General features: G+C 60.6%; 14 protein-coding genes and 1 pseudogene. 9 read left to right on the top strand and 6 right to left on the bottom strand.

All coding sequences use genetic code 11. The features are described from left to right. Window positions 1–48 precede the first annotated feature (48 nt). Window positions 49–573 (top strand): DUF6586 family protein, encoded by a 525-nt coding sequence (locus tag D8U61_RS10210; RefSeq protein WP_125927773.1) that lies wholly within the window; start codon window positions 49–51, stop codon window positions 571–573. Between the two features lie 106 nt (window positions 574–679). Further along, on the top strand, window positions 680–913 hold the full coding sequence (locus D8U61_RS10205) for a hypothetical protein (RefSeq protein WP_003226592.1): 234 nt from the start codon (window positions 680–682) through the stop codon (window positions 911–913). A gap of 96 nt (window positions 914–1,009) precedes the next feature. Here D8U61_RS10205 and sulA read toward each other — a convergent pair whose 3' ends face one another. Continuing rightward, window positions 1,010–1,483 (bottom strand): SOS-induced cell division inhibitor SulA, encoded by a 474-nt coding sequence (gene sulA, locus D8U61_RS10200; protein ID WP_024013637.1) that lies wholly within the window; start codon window positions 1,481–1,483, stop codon window positions 1,010–1,012. Window positions 1,484–1,493: 10 nt separating this feature from the next. Further along, a complete protein-coding gene (gene lexA, locus D8U61_RS10195) occupies window positions 1,494–2,102 on the bottom strand; it encodes a transcriptional repressor LexA (RefSeq protein WP_130926863.1) in 609 nt (202 codons plus the stop codon). 229 nt (window positions 2,103–2,331) lie between these two features. On the opposite strand from lexA, the gene D8U61_RS10190 reads away from it, so the two are divergent. The 4 genes and pseudogenes from D8U61_RS10190 to D8U61_RS10175 all read left to right on the top strand — a co-directional run bounded on the left by D8U61_RS10190 (window position 2,332) and on the right by D8U61_RS10175 (window position 8,164). Beyond that, window positions 2,332–3,039, top strand: coding sequence for a TetR/AcrR family transcriptional regulator (locus D8U61_RS10190; protein ID WP_016775489.1), 708 nt, complete (start codon window positions 2,332–2,334; stop codon window positions 3,037–3,039). A gap of 170 nt (window positions 3,040–3,209) precedes the next feature. Continuing rightward, window positions 3,210–4,208: a beta-N-acetylhexosaminidase gene (nagZ, locus tag D8U61_RS10185; protein WP_177433323.1), complete on the top strand. Its 999-nt coding sequence runs from the start codon at window positions 3,210–3,212 to the stop codon at window positions 4,206–4,208. 13 nt (window positions 4,209–4,221) lie between these two features. Further along, a complete protein-coding gene (locus D8U61_RS10180) occupies window positions 4,222–4,959 on the top strand; it encodes an S-methyl-5'-thioinosine phosphorylase (protein ID WP_056791517.1) in 738 nt (245 codons plus the stop codon). Between the two features lie 9 nt (window positions 4,960–4,968). Beyond that, window positions 4,969–8,164: pseudogene (locus tag D8U61_RS10175) on the top strand (DEAD/DEAH box helicase). Between the two features lie 123 nt (window positions 8,165–8,287). Here the strand turns inward: D8U61_RS10175 and D8U61_RS10170 are convergent. Genes D8U61_RS10170 through mfd form a run of 3 tightly spaced genes read right to left on the bottom strand, consistent with a single transcriptional unit; the run spans window position 8,288 to window position 15,016 of the window. Beyond that, complete coding sequence (locus tag D8U61_RS10170) at window positions 8,288–10,978, bottom strand: DEAD/DEAH box helicase (protein WP_130926862.1); 2,691 nt, start codon at window positions 10,976–10,978, stop codon at window positions 8,288–8,290. Between the two features lie 11 nt (window positions 10,979–10,989). After that, window positions 10,990–11,556, bottom strand: coding sequence for a CsiV family protein (locus tag D8U61_RS10165; RefSeq protein ID WP_041477336.1), 567 nt, complete (start codon window positions 11,554–11,556; stop codon window positions 10,990–10,992). 10 nt (window positions 11,557–11,566) lie between these two features. Then, window positions 11,567–15,016, bottom strand: coding sequence for a transcription-repair coupling factor (gene mfd, locus D8U61_RS10160; protein WP_024013632.1), 3,450 nt, complete (start codon window positions 15,014–15,016; stop codon window positions 11,567–11,569). 354 nt (window positions 15,017–15,370) lie between these two features. Between mfd and D8U61_RS10155 the strand changes: the two genes are divergently transcribed. Continuing rightward, complete coding sequence (locus tag D8U61_RS10155; protein WP_016775482.1) at window positions 15,371–16,834, top strand: glyceraldehyde-3-phosphate dehydrogenase; 1,464 nt, start codon at window positions 15,371–15,373, stop codon at window positions 16,832–16,834. Window positions 16,835–17,006: 172 nt separating this feature from the next. Here D8U61_RS10155 and D8U61_RS10150 read toward each other — a convergent pair whose 3' ends face one another. Next, window positions 17,007–18,305 (bottom strand): MFS transporter, encoded by a 1,299-nt coding sequence (locus D8U61_RS10150; protein ID WP_125927281.1) that lies wholly within the window; start codon window positions 18,303–18,305, stop codon window positions 17,007–17,009. Between the two features lie 75 nt (window positions 18,306–18,380). Here D8U61_RS10150 and D8U61_RS10145 point away from each other — a divergent pair, with 75 nt between their 5' ends. Then, entirely contained in the window at window positions 18,381–19,427 is a 1,047-nt protein-coding gene (locus D8U61_RS10145; RefSeq protein WP_130903101.1) for an FAD:protein FMN transferase, read from the top strand. 201 nt (window positions 19,428–19,628) lie between these two features. After that, the gene (gene sthA / locus D8U61_RS10140) at window positions 19,629–21,023 is read left to right on the top strand and encodes a Si-specific NAD(P)(+) transhydrogenase (protein ID WP_016775479.1); all 1,395 of its coding nucleotides are present in this window, start codon (window positions 19,629–19,631) and stop codon (window positions 21,021–21,023) included. Window positions 21,024–21,030: the final 7 nt, after the last annotated feature.

The following is a 21,030-nucleotide window of genomic DNA, read 5'->3' as shown; positions in this document are numbered from 1 at the left end:
ACTGCCGGGCCTGTGTGAAGCAATTATTTCGTTGTGGAGGCTGCCGTCATGGCCCACGAACTCTATACCCGCACCAACCAGAAGATCTATTTCGCTGGGCTGTCACTCGAAGCTCTGGCTCGTGCTGAAGAAGGGCGGGCGATGAATTCTCTGGCGCTGATCCAGGCCGGGCGTGAGTCGGCGTTGTTCCACCTATACGGCGCGCTGCTGGGCTTGTGTCATGAGATCGCTGGCTTTTATCGTCTGCCGCAGGCCAATTCGCCGAGGGCGGAGGAGTTGCTGAGGCGCGAAGTGCTGGAATCGATAGCGATCCCGGAGCTGGCGGAAATGGTCGAGCTGGCCGGTAATCCGGAAACCTGGCTGGCGAAACTGCTGGCGGCGCACGCAGCACTGTTTCAGCCACCGAGGGCGCCACGCAAGCCGAAAGGCGACGTGACGCAGCCGCTGATCCAAGCGATTAATCTTGATGAAGAAGAGTCGCCACAAGAGCTCAGTCGAGATGAGCTGGAGAGCTGGCGGCAGAACCTCAAGGGCCTGGCCCTGCGTTTCCGGGAAGGCTTGAACGAGTGCTGAGGTAGTTTGGCGCAGTGGCAATCTGAAACATGCTGCTGGTCAAGATCCTGAGCGAAGCTCGAATGATGTCTATATAATCGCTGCCTTTCGTGGAGAACAGACCTATATGCCAACGTCCTTTCTAGAAATTGTCGAGTTACCAGACGGCCGAATCGAACTGCGCAGGGCTGAGGACGAAGGTTCTCTGGTGACGCTGGATTTCTCCGAGGATGCCAAAGCGTTCCTGCAGGGCCAGCACGTTGAAATCGCCAAAGCGATGTTGAGCGTTGGCGTGCAGATGGCGGGTCGTATGGTTGAAGGCGAGTTTGATAAGGAAGAGGGGCCGCGGGTTCTTCATTGATTCACGCTTTGGCCTTTTCTCGGTCGCTTGCGCTTCAGATCGGCTTCTCTGTCCCTGGAGAAGCCCTGCGCTTCACACAGCGCGCATTACCATCAATCAACCCAAACGAATGTTCAGGCTCTGCGCTTCGCCCGTACGCGCGGCGCTGATCAGTTGTTGCCGCGAATTGGCATTCAACGGGTTTAGCCATGTCACCACGGTGTGGCTGCGACCCAGTCGCAACGCTTCGCACGCCAGTTGCTGAGCACTTTGAGTGCCGCGCGGTTGCAGCAGAAGAATGCGTTCGCGATTCAGGCCGGCATCGCGCAGCCAGGTTTGCGTCAGACTGGCGGGTGGGGCGATCAGCGTCAGCCAGCGAGCATCCTGATCCTCGCTGAGCTCACGCAGGATCGGGGCGAGCAGGTTCAGGCAGTTCCCGGCCGCACCGCGCAGTGATAGCTCACTGAAGGCGTCAGGTTTGGCGTTCCAGTCACGCTCGACCACGTCTTTGAGGATCGGCGCTAGCGGCTGCGCCAGAAACGCTTCAAACAAAGGCAGTTGTGTTTGCTGAGGTGTGTGTGGGAACTGCATGGAGCCTCCTTTAGCGGCGAATGACGCCGACACTCAAGCCTTCGATCACCAGTTCCTGATCTTTCAGGTCGACTTCGATAGGGGCGAACTCGGGGTTTTCAGCGATCAGCCAGACCTTGCTGCCTTCACGCTTGAAGCGTTTGACCGTCACTTCGTCGCCGATACGCGCAACCACAACCTGGCCGTTACGCGCTTCGCGGGTGGTATGTACTGCCAGCAGGTCGCCGTCGAAGATGCCGATATCCTTCATGCTCATGCCGTGCACACGCAATAGGTAGTCGGCGCGAGGATGGAAGAAGGTCGGGTTGATTTTGCAGGATTCTTCGATGTGCTGCTGGGCGAGGATCGGCGCGCCGGCAGCCACTCGGCCAATGATCGGCAGGGTGGAATCGTCGGCCTTGGCTTCGAAGCCGGGAATACGGATGCCGCGGGAAGCACCTGGGGTCATCTCGATCGCGCCTTTGCGGGCGAGGGCCTTGAGATGTTCTTCCGCCGCGTTGGGCGATTTGAAACCCAGTTCCTGAGCGATTTCCGCACGGGTGGGCGGATAGCCGTTGTCTTCGAGGCAACGTTTGATGAAGGCCAGAATCTCGGCTTGGCGTGGCGTCAGCTTTAGCATATTGATCGCTCTGTCTTTTTATACAGTGACTGGGATTATATACAGTGAAGCAGTCTTGGCAATGGGCGTTTTTTTGCCGCCCGCCGAGCGGTCGCGAAGGGCGCTTATTAATGCTGGCGCCTTGTGTGGTTAAATAGCTGACCGACCATTCCCAAAACGAACCGGCAGGCTTGACAAGGCACAGGCTGAAACGTATGTTTCAAACAAGTGTTTGTCAGGCGGAGTAGCCATGGCCCAGTCGGAAACCGTTGAACGCATTCTTGATGCTGCCGAGCAGTTGTTCGCGGAGAAAGGATTCGCTGAAACTTCATTGCGTTTGATCACCAGCAAGGCTGGCGTCAATCTGGCTGCGGTGAATTATCACTTCGGCTCGAAAAAGGCGTTGATTCAAGCTGTGTTCTCGCGCTTCCTCGGTCCGTTCTGCGTGAGCCTCGATAAAGAGCTGGAGCGCCGTCAGGCCAAGCCTGAGAACAAGCCGACCCTCGAAGAGTTGCTGGAAATTCTCGTCGAGCAGGCGCTCGTCGTGCAGCCCCGCAGCGGTAACGATCTGTCGATCTTCATGCGTTTGCTCGGCCTCGCGTTCAGCCAGAGCCAGGGCCACTTGCGGCGTTATCTGGAAGACATGTACGGCAAGGTGTTTCGCCGCTACATGCTGCTGGTCAATGAAGCGGCGCCACGCATTCCGCCGATCGAACTGTTCTGGCGCGTGCACTTCATGCTTGGCGCCGCTGCGTTCAGCATGTCCGGGATCAAGGCCTTGCGCGCGATTGCCGAGACCGATTTCGGCGTCAATACCTCCATCGAACAAGTGATGCGCCTGATGGTGCCGTTCCTCGCTGCCGGCATGCGCGCCGAAACCGGCGTCACCGATACAGCCATGGCCAGCGCGCAATTGCGTCCGCGCAGCAAATCCATGCCGGTCGCCGCCAAGGTTTGACCGCGCACGGGTGGGCGCGGCAGCTGGTATCCGCTAAGCTAGCCGGCCATGCCGACTCTCGTACTGAACCCGATCTGCATGAATTCTGCTGACCGTCCGGGCATTGCCCACGGTAGCGATTGCGCGCAGATCGGGTTTTTCGTTTTCAAGGAATCTCTATGACTGCTGGCCTGCAAGGCTCGTTGATGGTGGACGTCGCCGGTACCTGGCTGACGGCCGAAGATCGCCAATTGTTGCGTCAGCCCGAAGTGGGCGGCCTGATCATTTTCGCCCGCAACATCGAGCATCCACGCCAGGTACGCGAACTGAGCGCCGCGATCCGCGCGATTCGCCCGGATCTGCTGCTGGCGGTGGATCAAGAGGGCGGGCGCGTGCAGCGTCTGCGTCAGGGTTTCGTCCGTCTGCCAGCGATGCGCGCCATCGCCGATAACCCGAATGCAGAGTATCTCGCCGAGCAATGCGGCTGGATTATGGCCACCGAAGTGCTGGCGGTCGGGCTCGATCTGAGTTTCGCCCCTGTATTGGACCTGGACTATCAGCGCAGCGCTGTGGTCGGTACCCGTTCCTTCGAAGGCGATCCCGAGCGCGCAGCCTTGCTCGCTGGTGCATTCATTCGCGGCATGAACAGCGCCGGCATGGCCGCCACTGGCAAACATTTCCCGGGCCACGGCTGGGCCGAAGCAGACTCCCACGTGGCGATTCCAAACGACGAGCGCAGTCTCGACGAAATCCGCGCCAATGATCTGGTGCCCTTCGCCCGTTTGAGCAAGCAGTTGGCCGCCGTCATGCCGGCCCACGTCATTTATCCGCAAGTCGACTTGCAGCCCGCCGGTTTCTCCCGACGCTGGCTGCAGGAGATCCTGCGCGGCGAATTGCAGTTCGATGGCGTGATCTTCAGCGATGATCTGTCGATGGCCGGCGCCCACGTGGTCGGCGACGCTGCCAGCCGCATCGAAGCCGCGCTGAGTGCCGGTTGCGACATGGGTCTGGTATGCAACGACCGTGCGGCAGCCGAGCTGGCGCTCAGCGCGGCGCAGCGTATGAAGGTCAAGCCTTCGGCACGCATCGCGAAGATGCGCGGGCAGGCCTTCGCCAGCACCGATTATCGTCAGGACCCGCGTTGGCTCACCGCCCTCGGCGCGCTCAAAGACGCTCAACTGATCGAGTAAGGATTTTTTCGTTATGACCGTTTACGCAATCATCGGTGGCACTGGCCTGACTCAGCTCGAAGGCCTGATCATTCGCCAGTCGCTGGCAGTCGACACCCCGTACGGCGCGCCTTCGGCCGAGGTGCAGATTGGTGAATACGCCGGCAAGGAAGTGCTGTTCCTCGCCCGTCACGGTCACCCGCATCGTTTCCCGCCGCACAAGGTCAACTACCGCGCCAACCTCTGGGCGTTGAAGCAGGCCGGTGCCGAAGCGATCATCGCCGTCAATGCGGTGGGCGGGATTCATCCGGCCATGGGCACCGGGCATTTCTGCGTGCCGCACCAGATCGTCGACTACACCAGTGGGCGCGAGCACACCTATTTCGCCGATGATCTGGAACACGTCACCCACATCGATTTCAGCTTTCCCTACAGCGAGCCGTTGCGTCAGCAATTGATTGCAGCAGTCGCCGCCGAAGGCTGCGAATACAGCGATCAAGGCGTGTACGCCTGCACTCAGGGTCCGCGTCTGGAAACGGTCGCCGAGATCGTGCGACTGGAACGTGACGGCTGCGACATCGTCGGCATGACCGGCATGCCGGAAGCAGCGCTGGCGCGTGAGCTGGATCTGGATTACGCCTGTCTGGCGCTGGTGGTGAATCCGGCAGCCGGCAAAACCACCGAAGTCATCACCATGGCTGAAATCGAGCAGGCCCTGCACGACGGCATGGGCAAGGTGAAATCAACGTTGGCCCGGGTGCTGGCCAGCTAAGGACTGTCCATGAGCATTTTCATCGAGCGGCTTAAAGGGCTGACATGGACCCACGCATTCAGTAGCAAGGCGTTGGCCAAGGCCCGGGCTTATGCCGCCGATGACCGGGTCGAGATCCTCGAGATCGATGACAGGAAGATAGAGGCGTTCTGCGTCGGATCGCAACTTCAGGCGTATGAGCAAACCATTTACCTGTCAGAAGATCGGTTGGGATCGGTTAGCCTGCGATGCCTGTGCAGCTGTCCGGTTGCACTGGACTGCAAGCACAGCGCGGCGGTGATCTATCACCTGCTGGGCACGGGTGAGGATGCGTCTGACAATGATGCACAGATCCCGTTGGGACGAGCGCTGGAGCATTGGCTTTCGACAATTCCCGTGCCGGCCAAGCCCGCTGAAGAAAGTGCGCAAACCGCAGGTGCGCGTCTGTTTTACAAGCTCAAACCGACGTCTGCGAACGGCAAGTGGCTGCTGGATATTTTCAAGGTCTACCAGCTCAAGAGCGGCGAGTTACGCGAGGTCAAACCGATGTACTCGCTCGCGGAAATGCTCATGCGCCAGCCCGGCTACCTGTCCGAGCTGGATCTGCGCATCGCCCGGCTGTTGGTCGCCATGCATTCCCATCACGCCTATTACAGCGGCTATCCGCTGGAAGGCAGCAGTGGCGCCGAACTGCTGGAAATGCTCCTGCGCACCTCGCGGCTGTTCCTCGACTTCGAAGACCTGCGAGCGCTGACACCGGGGGCGAAACGCGTGGGTCAGTTCTCTTGGGCTGAGCAGGCCGATGGCGGATTCCGCGCGCAATGGAGCAGTGCCGAAGCCGCGCAGGAAACCGTGCTGGCGCTGGAGCCGCTTTATTATCTTGATCGCGAGCAGCGCCAGGTTGGCCCGCTGTTCACTGAGCTGGAAGAAAAACTCGCCTGTCATTTGACCCAGGCGCCAGATATTCCGGCGCGTCAGGCCATGCAGTTCAGCCATCGCATGAGCGCGGCGACCCAAATTGCGCCACCGCACAAACTCACCGAACGGATCATCGATGACGTGCTGCCGCAGCCGCAACTGACCCTGGTCAGCGGCCGAGAACGCTCGCGCTGGGAATATGTGCTGGAGCACCGCGCCGCTCTGCTGTTTACCTACAACGGTCATCCGGCGGTGGATCGCAACCCGGAGGTGATGATCCTCAACGGCAGCGAAACCCAGCGCATTCAGCGTCAACCGGCGCTGGAAAAGAAGCTGCGCCAGAACCTGCAAAAACATGGCTTCAAGAAAGCCACGCGCAAGAGCGCCATGGATCGTCCCGGCGAGATGTTTACCTTGCCGGATGATTCCGCCTGGCTCGGGTTCATGCACGAAGGGCTGGCCACACTGCGCGCCGCAGATTGGAAAATCGAGATCAGTCCCGGTTTCCATTTCGATGTACAACCGGTTGAACAGTGGTACGCCGAGGTCGAAGAAGAGGCCACGCATCAGTGGTTTGATCTGCAGTTGGGTATCGTCGTCAACGGCGAACGTTACAGCTTGCTGCCGATCCTTCTGCACCTGTTGCGAACCCAGCCGCGCTTGCTCGACCCGGTCAATCTGGCGCAGCGCAGCGATGATGAAAAACTCCTGATCGAGCTCAAGCCCAGCGGTTTTGGCGAGCCGGCGGGCGCCAAAGTCGCGTTGCCGCTGAGTCGGGTCAAACCGCTGATGGCGACGCTGGGCGAGCTGTACCTGGGCGGCCATCAGGGTGATGCGCTGCGCTTGACCGCTCCGGACGCCGCGCGCCTGAGTATGCTCGATGGCGTGCCGCTGGATTGGCAGGGCGGAGAACGTCTGCGCACTTTTGCCAAGCGTCTGCAGAATTCCAGTCACGCCCAGGTTGCTGCGCCGGACGGCCTCAACGCGCAGCTGCGTCCGTATCAGCTCGAAGGCCTGAACTGGATGCAGACCCTGCGCGAGCTGGAGGTCGGCGGCATTCTGGGCGATGACATGGGCTTGGGCAAAACTTTGCAGACCCTTGCGCATCTGCTCACGGAGAAACACGCCGGGCGTCTGGACTGTCCGGCACTGGCGGTGATGCCGACCAGCCTGATTCCCAACTGGCTCGACGAAGCCGAGCGCTTCACGCCGCAGTTGAAAGTCCTGGCGCTGCACGGCACCGGGCGGCAAAAGGACTTTGCCAATCTGGGCGAATACGACTTGGTGCTGACCACTTACGCATTGCTGCCCAGGGATCTGGAAATCTTGCAGCCGCAGTCGTGGAGCGTGCTGATTCTCGACGAGGCGCAGAACATCAAGAACCCGCTGAGCAAAGCCGCCCAGGCCGCCCGTGACTTGCAGGCCCGTCAGCGCTTGTGTCTGAGCGGTACGCCGCTGGAAAACCACCTCGGTGAGCTGTGGTCGCAGTTCCATTTCCTCATGCCCGGCTGGCTCGGCGACAGCAAATCCTTCAACCGCGATTACCGCACGCCGATCGAAAAGCACGGCAATGTGCAGCGCATGCAGCACCTGACCGCGCGCATCAAGCCGTTTTTGCTGCGGCGCAAGAAGGATCAGGTCGCCACCGAGTTGCCGCCGAAAACCGAGATCATCCACTGGGTCGAACTCAGCGATGGTCAGCGCGACGTCTATGAGACGGTGCGTGTGGCGATGGACAAAAAGGTCCGCGACGAAATCGCCCGCAGTGGCGTGGCGCGCAGTCAGCGGCAAGCTGATCAGCCTGATGGAGATGCTCGAAGAACTGCTCGGCGAAGGTCGGCGCATTCTGCTGTTCTCGCAGTTCACCTCGATGCTGGCGCTGATCGAGGAGGAGTTGCAGCAACGCGGTCTTGCCTACTCGTTGCTGACCGGCGACACCACCGATCGGCGCACGCCGGTGAAGGATTTTCAGAGCGGCAAGGTGCCGTTGTTCCTGATCAGCCTCAAGGCCGGCGGTACCGGTCTGAACCTGACGGCGGCGGACACGGTGATTCACTTCGACCCGTGGTGGAACCCGGCGGTGGAGAATCAGGCGACTGATCGGGCGTACCGGATCGGGCAGAACAATCCGGTGTTCGTCTACAAGTTGATTGCCAAAGGCACCGTCGAAGAGAAGATCCAGGCGTTGCAGCAGGAGAAAGCGGCGCTGGCCGGGGCGGTGCTTGAGGGTGGCACGACGGGCGGATTCAAACTGGAACAGAGTGATATCGAGGCGTTGTTTGCGCCGTTGCCGGTTTCCAGAGGTTGAAGGGTTTGAATCGCGGTGTGGCCATTCGCGAGCAGGCTCGCTCCCACATTTGATCTTCAGTGAATCTGGATCGTGTGGGAGCGAGCCTGCTCGCGAAAAGCTATCTAACCAGCAACGCCGCTTTCAGCGCTTGTCGATCTTGTCCGGCAACGGCGCAAACAGCGCTTCAATATCATCGCTCTGCAATTTCCAGTCCCCGGCCTTGCGCCCATCGAGCACGCCCGCTGCCAGGTCGGACTTTTCCTTCTGCAGGTGCTGAATCTTCTCTTCCACCGTGCCCCGGGCAATCATCTTGTAGACGAACACCGGTTTCTCTTGGCCGATTCGATAGGCCCGGTCCGTCGCCTGATTCTCGGTTGCCGGGTTCCACCACGGGTCGTAGTGAATCACCGTATCGGCTTCGGTGAGGTTCAAACCGACGCCACCGGCCTTCAGGCTGATCAGGAAGATCTGACGCGTACCGCTCTGGAATTCCTTCACCGGTGTGCGCCGGTCACGGGTCTGGCCAGTGAGAAGGGCGTAAGCGATCTTGCGTTTTTTCAATTCCTCTTCGATCAATGTCAGCATCGAAGTGAATTGCGAGAACAGCAGAATCCGCCGGCCTTCTTCGAACAGTTCCTCAAGCATTTCCATCAGGCTGTCGAGTTTGCCCGAGGTGCTGCCGCGTGCGGGCAGGGTGGCGTCGTTGACCAGGCGCAGATCGCAGCAGACCTGGCGCAGCTTGAGCAATGCTTCGAGAATGATGATCTGGCTGCGTGCCACGCCTTTGCGAGTGATCTCGTCACGGACTTTCTTGTCCATCGCCAGGCGCATGGTTTCGTACACGTCGCGCTGCGCTTCGTTGAGTTCGACCCAATGGATGATCTCGGTTTTCGGCGGCAGCTCGGTGGCGACCTGCTCTTTGGTGCGGCGCAGCAGAAACGGTTTTATCCGACCGTTGAGGTGTTGCAGTCTGACTTCACTGCCGCGCTTTTCGATCGGCACACGGTAATCGGCATTGAAGCTTTTCACGTCGCCAAGCCAGCCCGGCAACAGGAAGTGGAACAGCGACCACAGCTCGCCCAAGTGGTTTTCCAGCGGCGTGCCGCTGAGGCACAGGCGCTGGCGCGCGTTCAGCTCGCGGGCGGCCTGCGCGGCTTTGCTGTTGGGGTTCTTGATGTATTGCGCTTCGTCCAGCACCAGCACGTGCAGCGGCTGTTTGGCCAGGCGCTCGAGGTCCTTGGGCAACAGGGCGTAAGTGGTGAGGATCAGGTCGAAGTCGGCCAGATTGTCGAAGTGTTTCTTGCGCGTGGCGCCATACAGGGCGAGCACTTTCAGCTGCGGAGTGAAGTGCGCCGCCTCATCGAGCCAGTTCGGAATCAGGCTGGTCGGCATCACCACCATGCACGGACGATCGAGGCGTCCGGCGTTCTTCTCGCTGAGAATATGCGCCAGGGTCTGTAGGGTTTTGCCCAGGCCCATGTCGTCCGCGAGAATGCCGCCGACTTCGAGTTGTCGCAGCGATTGCATCCAGCTCAAGCCTTCAAGCTGATACGGGCGCAGCGTTGCGTTCAAGCCTTGCGGCGCTTGGGCGCTGAAATCGCGGATGTCGCGCAGGCGCTGGGCGAAGGTGCGCATCTGCTCGCCGCCTTCCCACAACAGCGGCAGGCCTTCCAGCGAATTGAGCCGGGTGGCGTCAGCCTTGCTCAGGCGCAGGGTGGTTTCGCCCGGCTCCTGCAAATAAAACTCGCCCAGCGTCATCAATACCGGCTTCAAGCGACCGAGCGGCAGCGCCACTTGCAACGGCCCATGCTCGCTGGTGCGTTGCGGAATGTTGACCAGAATCAGCTCGTCATCGCGACGCCGGGCGAGGCGTTCCGGGTTGAGGATCTCGGTGTGCGAGCGCATCAGATTCAGCAGGATCGGCAGCAGGCTCAGGCGCTCGCCGTTGACGATGATGCCCAGCTCCAGATCAAACCAGTCGCGCTCCGGCGCCTGTTCGACGGTGGCGTACCAGTCGTCGACGGCGGTCAGGTCGAAACCGAATTCCTCATCGATCTGCAACTCCCAGCCCTGGCTGCGCAACTTCGGCAAGTCATTGAGCGTGAAGGTCAGCCAGGCGCTGTCGTTGACCATCTCGTAGAGTTCGCCGGCGCTTTCCGGCAGCGCTTTGCTCTGCCGGGTGGCGATGCGGAAACCGAGGATGCGCAACTGTTCGCGGTAGGACTGTTCGACGTCCGGATGACGTTTTATCCGTAGGGTCTGGGCTTCCTGACGGATCAGGATATCGCTGTGTTTTTGCCCGCTGACGTATTCGTCCAGATAGCTGAACGACAGCGCCGCACGATGCTGAATGTAGCGCTGCATCTTGCCGTTGCGCGGCTCGAAGGCGCTGAACTCGACGCTCGCCAGCCACAGGCGCGGCACCGGCTGCACGTTGTCCACCGGCACTTGCGGTGGCGCTTTCGGGCTGCGGTTTTCCAGCACGGCCTGGAGTTTTTCCAGCAGTTCGGCATCTTTCGCGGCGGCGGGGTAGTCGAGGGTTTCCTGGATTTTCAGCAGCACCGCCGCGCAGTGTTTGCAGTTGCTGCGCACCGGACAGGTGCAGGTGGCGTCGACCAGCAACAGCGTCGCTTTGGCTGACTCGCGCAGATGGATGGTCTGCCGGTAGACACTGCCGCCGGAGCCTTCGCAACTGGCGGTGATAGTCGCATCGCCGACCTGGGCGATGCGCACCCGATTCTCCAAAGCGTAGCGGCGGCCGCGCTCCAGACTCTGTTCTTTGAATCGGCTGACCCACGACGGGGCCAGCGGTTTGCTCAGGGGCGGCGGCATAAGGACTTCGATCAGTCCGGCACGACTTCAGGCGCTTCGCGAGGCGCTGGCGCGGTCAGGGAAGTGATCTTGATCAGCAGGGCCAGATGACCGTTGTCGAGGTAATTGAGCTGGCCGTTCTTGGTGTGGCTGTCCTGACGCAGGCGCTCACTGGCGGTGACCAAGCCATTGGCGTCGATCTGATTGACCCAGAAATCGGCGGTCACGTCGGTGAAGCGGCCGAGTTTCATTTCCAGCGTGCCCTCGATGGGGAACTGGCCGAACTGTTCCTGACCTTCGCTCACTGCGACTTTCGCCGGCGCTTCGCCGAGGTTCTGCTGCCAGGCTTTGTGCATCAACACGGTGTACTCGCCGCTGGCGGTGAGTTTGTTCACTACATCATTCAGCGCCGGGGTGCGCTGGCTGTCGCTGCCCAGACGCTGGGCGCCTGCGGCCCAGTCTTCCGGGGCGGCGCGGCTGACGATGGCCGGGACGGCATTCTGGCGCACCAGGATCATTTCGACCTGATACGTGTCATCGGCAAACGCCGTCGGTGCTGCAAGTGCAAGCAACAAAGTCAGAGAGCGGAACAGGCGCATCGGGCGTCCTTCAAGCGGATTTCGGGATGAGACGCTCAAACAGCGCCTCGACAGTATTGAAACGTTCTTCCGGGCGCTCCATCGGCACCTGGAATTTAAACATCGTCGCGCCTTCGAACTTGTAGCGCTTGGGCTGCGTCTGGATCAGCTTGATCAGGGTCATCGGGTCAACCGGCGTCTGCGCTTCGAACTCGATGCGCCCGCCTTGCGGCCCGCCGTCGACTTTCTTGATGCCGAGCTTTTCCGCCTGCAATTTCAGCGCGGTGATCCGCACCAGGTTCTTGGTCGGCTCCGGCAACAGACCGAAGCGGTCGATCATCTCCACCTGCAGATCCTTGAGGCCTTCCTCGTCGGTGGCCGAGGCGATGCGTTTATACAGAATCAGCCGCGCATGCACATCCGGCAGGTAATCTTCCGGAATCAGCGCCGGCACCCGCAGATTGACTTCCGGGCCGCCGCCCAGCGGTTGATCGAGGTTCGGCTGCTCGCCCTTGCGGATCGACTTCACTGCGCGCTCGAGCATTTCCATGTACAGGGTGAAACCGACGGCCTGAATCTGCCCGCTCTGACCATCGCCGAGCAGTTCGCCGGCGCCACGGATTTCCAGGTCGTTGGTCGCCAGGACGAAACCGGCGCCGAGGTCCTGGGTATTGGCGATCGCTTCCAGACGCTTTTCCGCGTCGGAAGTGATCTGCTGGCGCGGCGGCGTCAGCAGGTAGGCGTAAGCCTGGTGGTGACTGCGGCCGACACGACCACGCAACTGGTGCAACTGGGCCAGACCGAACTTGTCGGCGCGTTCGATGATGATGGTGTTGGCGCTCGGCACGTCGATGCCGGTCTCGATGATGGTCGAGGCGATCAGCACGTTGAAGCGCTTGTGGTAGAAGTCGCTCATCACCTGTTCGAGTTCACGTTCGCGCATCTGCCCGTGGCCGATACCGATGCGCGCTTCCGGCACCAGTTCGGCGAGGTCGGCGGCGCATTTTTCGATGGTCTTCACATCGTTGTGCAGGTAGTAAACCTGACCGCCACGCAGCAGTTCACGCAGCAGGGCCTCTTTGACCGTGCTCTTGTTCTGTTCCATGACGAAGGTGCGCACCGACAGGCGACGCGCTGGCGGCGTGGCGATGATCGACAGATCGCGCATGCCCGACACCGCCATGTTCAGCGTGCGCGGAATCGGCGTCGCAGTCAGGGTGAGGATGTCGACTTCGCTGCGCAGGGCCTTGAGCTGTTCTTTCTGGCGTACGCCAAAACGGTGTTCTTCGTCGATGATCACCAGCCCGAGGTTTTTGATCTTCACGTCGTCGGACAGCAGCTTGTGCGTGCCGATGACAATGTCGATCTTGCCTTCCGCAAGATCGGCGATCGCCGCGTTGACTTCCTTGGCCGATTTGAATCGACTCATCACTTCGACCGTCACCGGCCAGTCGGCGAAGCGGTCGCGGAAACTGTTGTAGTGCTGCTGGGCGAGCAGGGTGGTCGGCACCAGAATCGCCACCTGACGACCGCCGTGCACGGCGATGAACGCGGCGCGCATGGCCACTTCGGTCTTGCCGAAGCCAACGTCGCCGCAGACCAGCCGGTCCATCGGTTTCGGCGCGAGCATGTCTTCGCGTACCGCCTCGATGGTCGCTTGCTGATCGGGTGTTTCTTCGAACGGGAAACCGGCGCTGAAGGTGGCGTAATCGGCCTTCGGGTCGGCGAAGGCGTAACCTTCACGGGCGGCACGACGGGCGTAAATGTCGAGCAATTCGGCGGCGACGTCACGCACCTGCTCGGCGGCTTTGCGCTTGGCTTTCTGCCAGGTTTCCGAACCGAGGCGGTGCAGCGGCGCGAGCGAGTCGTCGCTGCCGGTGTAACGTGCGATCAGGTGCAGGTTGGCTACCGGCACGTAGAGCTTGGCGTTCTCGGCGTATTCGAGGGTGAGGAATTCGGCGGCCTGATTGTCGATTTCCAGAATCGTCAGGCCCAGATAACGCCCGACGCCGTGATCGATATGCACCACCGGCGCGCCTTCACGCAGTTCGGTGAGGTTCTTGATTACCGCATCGTTGCTGACGTCGCTGCGCTTCTCGCGGCGGCGACGTTGCATGACCCGTTGGCCGAACAGCGGGCTTTCCGCCACCAGTGCCAGCGCCGGGTCGTCGAGCAGCAGACCTTCGTCGAGCGGGGCAATGGTGATCGCCAGACGATCCTTGCTGGCAACGAAGTCTGGCCAGCTGTCGACGGTTTTAGGCCGCAACTTCAGGCGTTCCAACAGTTCCAGCAGGACTTCGCGACGACCCGCCGATTCGGCGGTGAACAGCACGCGACCGGGGAATTCTTCGAGGAAGCCGGCCAGCGCCGCCAGCGGTTGCGTGGCCTTGGCTTCGATGGCCAGGTCCGGCAGCGCATGGGCCGGGAAGCGCTCACGGCCGACGCCGCTTTCAACGTCTTGCTGACTGGCGACGACTCGCGGCCAATTCTTCAGGCGCGCGAAGCAATCTTCCACCGGCAGGAACAGTTCGGCCGGTGGCAATAAAGGACGCGAAGGATCGACGCGGCGTTCTTCGTAACGATTGCGCACGTCGTTCCAGAAGTTTTCCGCCGCTTGCTCGATGCCCGGCAGCGAAAACACTTGTGTGTCCTGAGGCAGGTAATCGAACAGCGTCGAAGTTTCGTCGAAGAACAGCGGCAGGTAGTACTCGATGCCGGCCGGGGTGATACCGCTGCTCAAATCCTGAAAGATCGGGCAGCGGCGAAAATCGACGTCAAAGCGCTCACGGAAACGCGCCTTGAAGCGGGTGACTGCGTCTTTCTGCAATGGAAACTCGCGGGCCGGCAGCAGCTTGACCGACTCGACCTTGTCGATCGAACGCTGGGTTTCCGGATCGAAGGTGCGCAGGGTTTCGATTTCGTCGTCGAACAGGTCGATGCGATACGGTAGTTTGCTGCCCATGGGGAACAGGTCGATCAGCGCGCCGCGTACGGTGAACTCGCCGTGCTCGTACACCGTGTCGACATAGCGATAGCCGCTGGCTTCGAGCCGCGCGCGCATCTGTTCGACGTCGAGCTTCTGGCCGATGTCCAGCACCAGGCTGCTGCCGAGGAGGAATTTGGTCGGCGCCAAGCGATGCAAAGCGGTGGTGATCGGAACCACCAGCACGCCGTGGGCCAGTTCCGGCAGGCGATACAGGCTGGCGATGCGCTGGGAGATGATGTCCTGGTGCGGCGAGAACAGGTCGTAGGGCAGGGTTTCCCAGTCGGGGAAATGCAGTACGGGCAAATCCGGGGCGAAGAAACTCAGCTCCTGTTCCAGCCGTTCGGCGCTTTGGCTGTCGGCGGTCAGCAGCAGGGTAAAGCGCTTGGCAGCGCTGGCAGCCTCGGCAATCGCCAGGCTGAGGGCGGCACCGGGCAGATTGCCCCAGTGCTGTTTACCTGCTTCGGCAGGGAGTAGCGGTAGACGCAGAACAGGCACGGAAGGTTGAGCTCCAGGCGTTGCGACAAAGTCGGTAATTGTAGCGGCCTCCGGTGCCGCCTGTCAGTTGCAGACTGCGTCTATCTTCATGGTTTGGACGAAATGTAGTGGTAACCATAAAAACGAGCACTTTTTTCATGGTTATGTAGTGCCGAAACCGGGTGGTGTTACGGAGGGTTACAGACATCGTCTAACAGTCGTCGAAAAATTGACTGCGCTGAAAGCCCCGGTTTTACTGGGCTGGAGAAAGGCGTAAATTTTTTGAACGGGAATTTGTTACCGATTGCGCGACAAGCGCGCATTGCTGAAAGGGCTTGTCGGCGGCATAATGTAGCCCCTTTTTTCTGCCCCTACATGTGGAAGGTTACCGTGACTCAGAAGCCCGACCAGTGTCTTGGTGAATGGATCGACCGTGAAGCACTCGCAGAAGCGATGATCCCGCTTATCGGTCAGCTCTACCGCAATAACAACGTGGTTAGCTCGATCTATGGCCGCAGCCTGATCAACCAGTCTGTCATCGCGATTCTCAAAGCTCACCGCTTTGCTCGCCACCGTTCTTCGGACGACAGCGAACTCTCCGTCCACGAAACATTCCCACTGCTCAAGGCCATGAGCGAGCTCAAGCTCGGCGCGGCGTCGGTGGATCTGGGCAAGCTGGCGTTCAAATTCCGCAATGAAGGCAACGGCCGCAGCGCCGAGCAGTTCGTGCGTGAAGAGATGGCTGACGTGGTTGGCCAGCAGAACGCTTCGGCCCGCAAAGGCACCGACGTTGTTCTTTACGGCTTCGGTCGTATCGGCCGTCTGCTGGCGCGCATCCTGATCGAGAAAACCGGTGGTGGCGACGGCCTGCGTCTGCGCGCCATCGTCGTGCGCAAAGGCGCCGAGAACGACCTGACCAAACGCGCCAGCCTGCTGCGTCGCGATTCGGTACACGGTTCGTTCAACGGCACCATTACCATCGACGAAGAAAACAACACCATCACCGCCAACGGTAACCTGATCCAGGTGATCTACGCGAAGAACCCGACCGAGGTGGATTACACCCAGTACGGCATCAAAGACGCGCTGCTGGTGGACAACACCGGTGTATGGCGTGACGCCGATGGCCTGGGTCAGCACCTGGCCTGCCCGGGCATCGACCGCGTTGTTCTGACCGCGCCTGGCAAGGGCAAGCTGAAGAACATCGTTCACGGCATCAACCACGGTGAAATCACCGCTGACGACAAGATCGTCTCGGCTGCGTCCTGCACCACCAACGCCATCGTGCCGGTGCTCAAAGCGGTCAACGACAAGTTCGGCATCATCAACGGTCACGTCGAAACCGTTCACTCGTACACCAACGACCAGAACCTGATCGACAACTTCCACAAGGGCGATCGCCGTGGTCGTAGCGCCGCGCTGAACATGGTGATCACCGAGACCGGCGCCGCCACCGCTGCTGCCAAGGCTCTGCCTGAGCTGGCCGGCAAGCTGACCGGTAACGCGATCCGCGTTCCGACGCCGAACGTGTCGATGGCCATTCTCAACCTCAACCTTGAGAAAGCCGCCACCCGTGAAGAGATGAACGAGTACCTGCGCTACATGGCGCTGCACTCTGAGCTGCACAAGCAGATCGACTTCGTCAATTCGCAGGAAGTGGTGTCGACCGACTTCGTTGGCTCGCGTCACGCTGGTGTGGTCGACGCTGAAGCGACCATCGTGCAGGACAACCGCGTCGTTCTGTACGTTTGGTACGACAACGAGTTCGGCTACAGCTGCCAGGTAGTTCGCGTAATGGAAGACATGGCTGATGTGAATCCGCCAGCGTTCCCGCGCTAAGCCTCAGGCTTGAATGAAAACGCCCCGGCATTTTGTCGGGGCGTTTTTGTTTGTGGGCCTGTTGGATCTTCTGTGTCCTTGCCGGCCTCTTCGCGAGCAGGCTCGCTCCCACACTGGATCAGTGTCGTTCACAATCTTCTGTGGGAGCGAGCCTGCTCGCGAAAGCATTCTGTCAGGCGCCGCTGGCTACCGAAGCCTGCGCCGTGCGCAACTCATGCCGGTTGCCACGGAACAATACCAACGTCGCAATCAACCCCAACACCGCCGCGCCACTGAGCCAGATCCCCGGTGCTGCCTTGTTGTCCAGCACATGAATCAGGTAGGTACACGCCGCCGGGGTAAAGCCGCCGAACGTCGCCGTCGCCAGGCTGTACGCCAGCGAGAAACCGGTCGTGCGCACTTCCACCGGCATGATCTCGGTCAGCGCCACCACCATCGCGCCGTTGTACGAGCCATAAAGGAACGACAGCCACAGTTCGACAATCAGCAAATGGCTGAAGCTGGGGTTCGCCACCAGCCACGACAGCGCCGGATACGCCGTGAGGATCGCCAGAATCGTCGCTGCCAGCAGTAAGAGTTTTCGGCCGATCTTGTCGGATACCGCGCCCATCACCGGTAGCCAGAAGAAATTCGACAAGCCGATGCACACCGTCACCAGCAAGGCGTCGAGGTCCGACAGATGCAACTCGGCCTTGCCGAACGTCGGCGTGTACGCAGTGATCAGGTAGAACGAAACCGTGGTCATCACCACCAGCGCCATGCCGGCAATGACGATGCCGAAGTTCTGCCCGATCGAGCGGACGATCTCGCCGAGGGTAGGGCGGTGGGTGCGCGCTTGGAATTCCGGAGTTTCTTCCAGCGAGCGACGGATGAAGAAAATCACCGGCACGATCATGCAGCCAATCAGAAACGGCACGCGCCAGCCCCATTCGCCCATTTGCTCCGGACTCAGCCAGTGATTCAGAGCAACGCCGAGCAAGCCAGCGAACACCACGGCTGCCTGTTGGCTGGCGGACTGCCAACTGACGAAAAAGCCTTTACGCCCCGGCGTAGAAATTTCCGCCAGATACACCGACACGCCGCCCAATTCCACGCCCGCCGAGAAGCCTTGCAGCAGGCGGCCGAACAACACCAGTAGCGGTGCGGCGACGCCGAGCGTCGCGTAACCGGGCACGCAGGCAATCAGCACCGTACCGGCGGCCATCATCGCCAAAGTGATGATCAGCCCTTTGCGCCGTCCGTGACGGTCGATATAGGCGCCGAGGAAAATTGCCCCCAGCGGGCGCATCAGGAAGCCGGCGCCGAAGGTCGCCAGCGACAGCATCAGCGAAGCGAAGGCGCTGTCGGTGGGGAAGAAGGTTTTGGCGATGGCCGTGGCATAGAAGCCGTAGACCATGAAGTCGAACATTTCGAGGAAGTTGCCGCTGACAACGCGAAAGATCGCTTTGCCTTTGCCCGTGGTGGAGGACATGGGAGGTACTCACTGTTCAATTTTGTATAAAGGCGTTGCAGCCATGGGGAAGCGAGCGGGCGCTTGTAGTTCATAATGGCCGCCGTGGTTTTGCGGGGAGATGAAGAATTGTTAACTGGACGCTGGTGGGGGCCTGTGGTGTTGGCGGTGGCAATCGGCGGCTGCGGCACCGGCGATTCCCTGGAACAGGTTGGCGGTTCGACCATGGGCAGCACCTGGTCGGTCAAGTACGTGCGCCACGCCGGGGGCGCCGATCCTGCGCGGGTGCGCGGCGAAGTGCAGGCCATCCTCGGTGAAGTCGATCAACAGCTGTCGACTTACCGAAGTGACTCCGCCATCGAACGTTTCAACGCCTTGCCCGCCGATAGCTGCCAAGCCATGCCGGCAGCGGTGCTCGAATTGGTCCGCATCGGCGAACAGCTTTCAACGCAAAGCGAAGGCTCCTACGACCTGACCGTGGAACCGCTGCTGGACCTCTGGGGATTCGGCCCGCAAGGACGCGAAGAAAAGATCCCTGATGCGGCCGCTGTGGCCGAGGTCATGCAGCGAGTCGGTCATCAGCATCTGCGCATCGACGGCGAGCAGTTGTGCAAGGACGCCGCCGTCGAAGTCGACTTCAACAGTATTGCCGCCGGTTACGCCGTGGATGCCATCGCCGCCAGATTGCAGGGCATGGGCATCGACAATTATCTGGTCGAAGCCACGGGCGAACTCAAAGCCCGGGGCAAGAAGCCGGATGGTTCAGCGTGGCGCATCGCTCTCGAAGAGCCTCGCGATGACCAGCAAGTGGCCGAGCGGATTATCGATGTCGATGGCTACGGCGTGTCCACCTCCGGTGACTACCGCCATTATTTTCTGCAGGACGGTCGGCGTTATTCCCACACCTTCGATGCACGCAGCGGGCGACCGGTCCTACATGATCTGGCGTCAGTCACGGTGATTCATCCTTCAGCGTTGATGGCCGATGGACTATCGACGCTGTTGCTGATTCTCGGGCCGGAAAGGGCGCGGGACTATGCCCAAAAGCATGACATTGCTGCATTCTTTGTCCTGCGTGCCGATACAGGTTTCGTCACCCGCAGCAGTCAGGCATTTGCGCAGCTTGTCGGTGAAAAAAACTGACCGAAGACAAGACGAAAGCTGGCGTTGTAGTGCAGGCAAAAGTAGCCTACGACGCGACCAAGGGTTAATGTGCGCGGCGTTGACGCTTCTATAGACTGTGTCCGGGTTCTTCACTGGCCCCCAATTGTTCCTTCGCGCCGCCGTTCGGCGTGATTTAGCCGCCGGTGCTGCTGGCACCGCGGCCTGTTCTGAGGAGTACGCATGGCTGTCTACAACTACGACGTGGTGGTACTGGGTTCCGGCCCGGCGGGAGAAGGCGCGGCAATGAACGCCGCCAAAGCGGGGCGCAAGGTCGCGATGGTCGACAGCCGTCGCCAGGTCGGCGGCAACTGCACCCACCTCGGCACCATCCCGTCCAAGGCACTGCGTCACTCGGTGCGGCAGATCATGCAGTTCAACACCAACCCGATGTTCCGCGCGATCGGCGAGCCACGCTGGTTCTCCTTCCCGGACGTGTTGAAAAGCGCCGAAAAAGTCATTTCCAAACAAGTCGCATCGCGCACCGGCTACTACGCCCGTAACCGCGTCGACGTGTTCTTCGGCACCGGCAGCTTCGCCGACGAGCAAACCATCGAAGTGGTCTGCGGCAACGGTGTGGTGGAAAAACTGGTGGCCAAGCACATCATCATCGCCACCGGTTCGCGTCCGTATCGCCCGGCGGACATCGATTTCCACCACCCGCGTATCTACGATAGCGACACCATCCTCAGCCTCGGCCACACCCCGCGCAAACTGATCGTTTACGGCGCTGGTGTGATCGGTTGCGAATACGCATCGATCTTCAGTGGTCTGGGTGTGCTGGTCGAGCTGGTCGACAACCGTGGCCAGTTGCTGAGCTTCCTCGACTCGGAAATTTCCCAGGCGTTGAGCTACCACTTCAGCAACAACAACATCACCGTGCGTCACAACGAAGAGTACGACCGCGTCGAAGGCGTGGACAACGGTGTGATCCTGCATCTCAAATCCGGCAAGAAGATCAAGGCCGACGCCTTGCTCTGGTGCAACGGCCGTACCGGTAACACCGACACGCTGGGTCTGGAAAACATCGGGGTCAAGGTCAACAGCCGTGGCCAGATCGAAGTTGACCAGAACTACCGCACCTGCGTGGAAAACATCTACGGCGCCGGTGACGTGATCGGCTGGCCAAGCCTGGCCAGTGCCGCCCACGACCAGGGTCGTTCGGCCGCTGGCAGCATCGTCGACAATGGCAGCTGGCGCTTCGTCAATGACGTGCCGACCGGCATCTACACCATTCCGGAGATCAGCTCGATCGGCAAGAACGAGCAGGAGCTGACCCAGGCGAAAGTGCCGTACGAAGTCGGCAAGGCCTTCTTCAAGAGCATGGCTCGGGCGCAGATTGCCGGCGAGCCGCAGGGCATGCTGAAGATCCTCTTCCACCGCGAAACGCTGGAAGTGCTCGGCGTGCACTGCTTCGGTTATCAGGCGTCGGAGATCGTGCACATCGGTCAGGCGATCATGAACCAGCCGGGTGAGCTGAATACGCTGAAGTATTTCGTCAACACCACGTTCAACTACCCGACCATGGCCGAAGCCTATCGGGTCGCGGCGTACGACGGCCTCAACCGGCTTTTTTGACGGGCTC

This window comes from Pseudomonas sp. Sample_14 (assembly GCF_004307515.1).
Lineage (GTDB): Bacteria > Pseudomonadota > Gammaproteobacteria > Pseudomonadales > Pseudomonadaceae > Aquipseudomonas > Aquipseudomonas atacamensis.
Note: the sequence above shows the minus strand (reverse complement) of the source record. Positions and strands in the feature narration are given on the sequence as shown.

Excerpts from the sequence above, each read along its gene's own strand:
- D8U61_RS10210 (WP_125927773.1), top strand. The coding sequence starts at position 49 with ATGGCCCACGAACTCTATACCCGCACCAACCAGAAGATCTATTTCGCT.
- D8U61_RS10205 (WP_003226592.1), top strand. The coding sequence starts at position 680 with ATGCCAACGTCCTTTCTAGAAATTGTCGAGTTACCAGACGGCCGAATC.
- sulA (WP_024013637.1), bottom strand. The coding sequence starts at position 1,483 with ATGCAGTTCCCACACACACCTCAGCAAACACAACTGCCTTTGTTTGAA.
- lexA (WP_130926863.1), bottom strand. The coding sequence starts at position 2,102 with ATGCTAAAGCTGACGCCACGCCAAGCCGAGATTCTGGCCTTCATCAAA.
- D8U61_RS10190 (WP_016775489.1), top strand. The coding sequence starts at position 2,332 with ATGGCCCAGTCGGAAACCGTTGAACGCATTCTTGATGCTGCCGAGCAG.
- D8U61_RS10180 (WP_056791517.1), top strand. The coding sequence starts at position 4,222 with ATGACCGTTTACGCAATCATCGGTGGCACTGGCCTGACTCAGCTCGAA.
- D8U61_RS10170 (WP_130926862.1), bottom strand. The coding sequence starts at position 10,978 with ATGCCGCCGCCCCTGAGCAAACCGCTGGCCCCGTCGTGGGTCAGCCGA.
- D8U61_RS10165 (WP_041477336.1), bottom strand. The coding sequence starts at position 11,556 with ATGCGCCTGTTCCGCTCTCTGACTTTGTTGCTTGCACTTGCAGCACCG.
- D8U61_RS10155 (WP_016775482.1), top strand. The coding sequence starts at position 15,371 with ATGTGGAAGGTTACCGTGACTCAGAAGCCCGACCAGTGTCTTGGTGAA.
- D8U61_RS10150 (WP_125927281.1), bottom strand. The coding sequence starts at position 18,305 with ATGTCCTCCACCACGGGCAAAGGCAAAGCGATCTTTCGCGTTGTCAGC.
- D8U61_RS10145 (WP_130903101.1), top strand. The coding sequence starts at position 18,381 with ATGGCCGCCGTGGTTTTGCGGGGAGATGAAGAATTGTTAACTGGACGC.
- sthA (WP_016775479.1), top strand. The coding sequence starts at position 19,629 with ATGGCTGTCTACAACTACGACGTGGTGGTACTGGGTTCCGGCCCGGCG.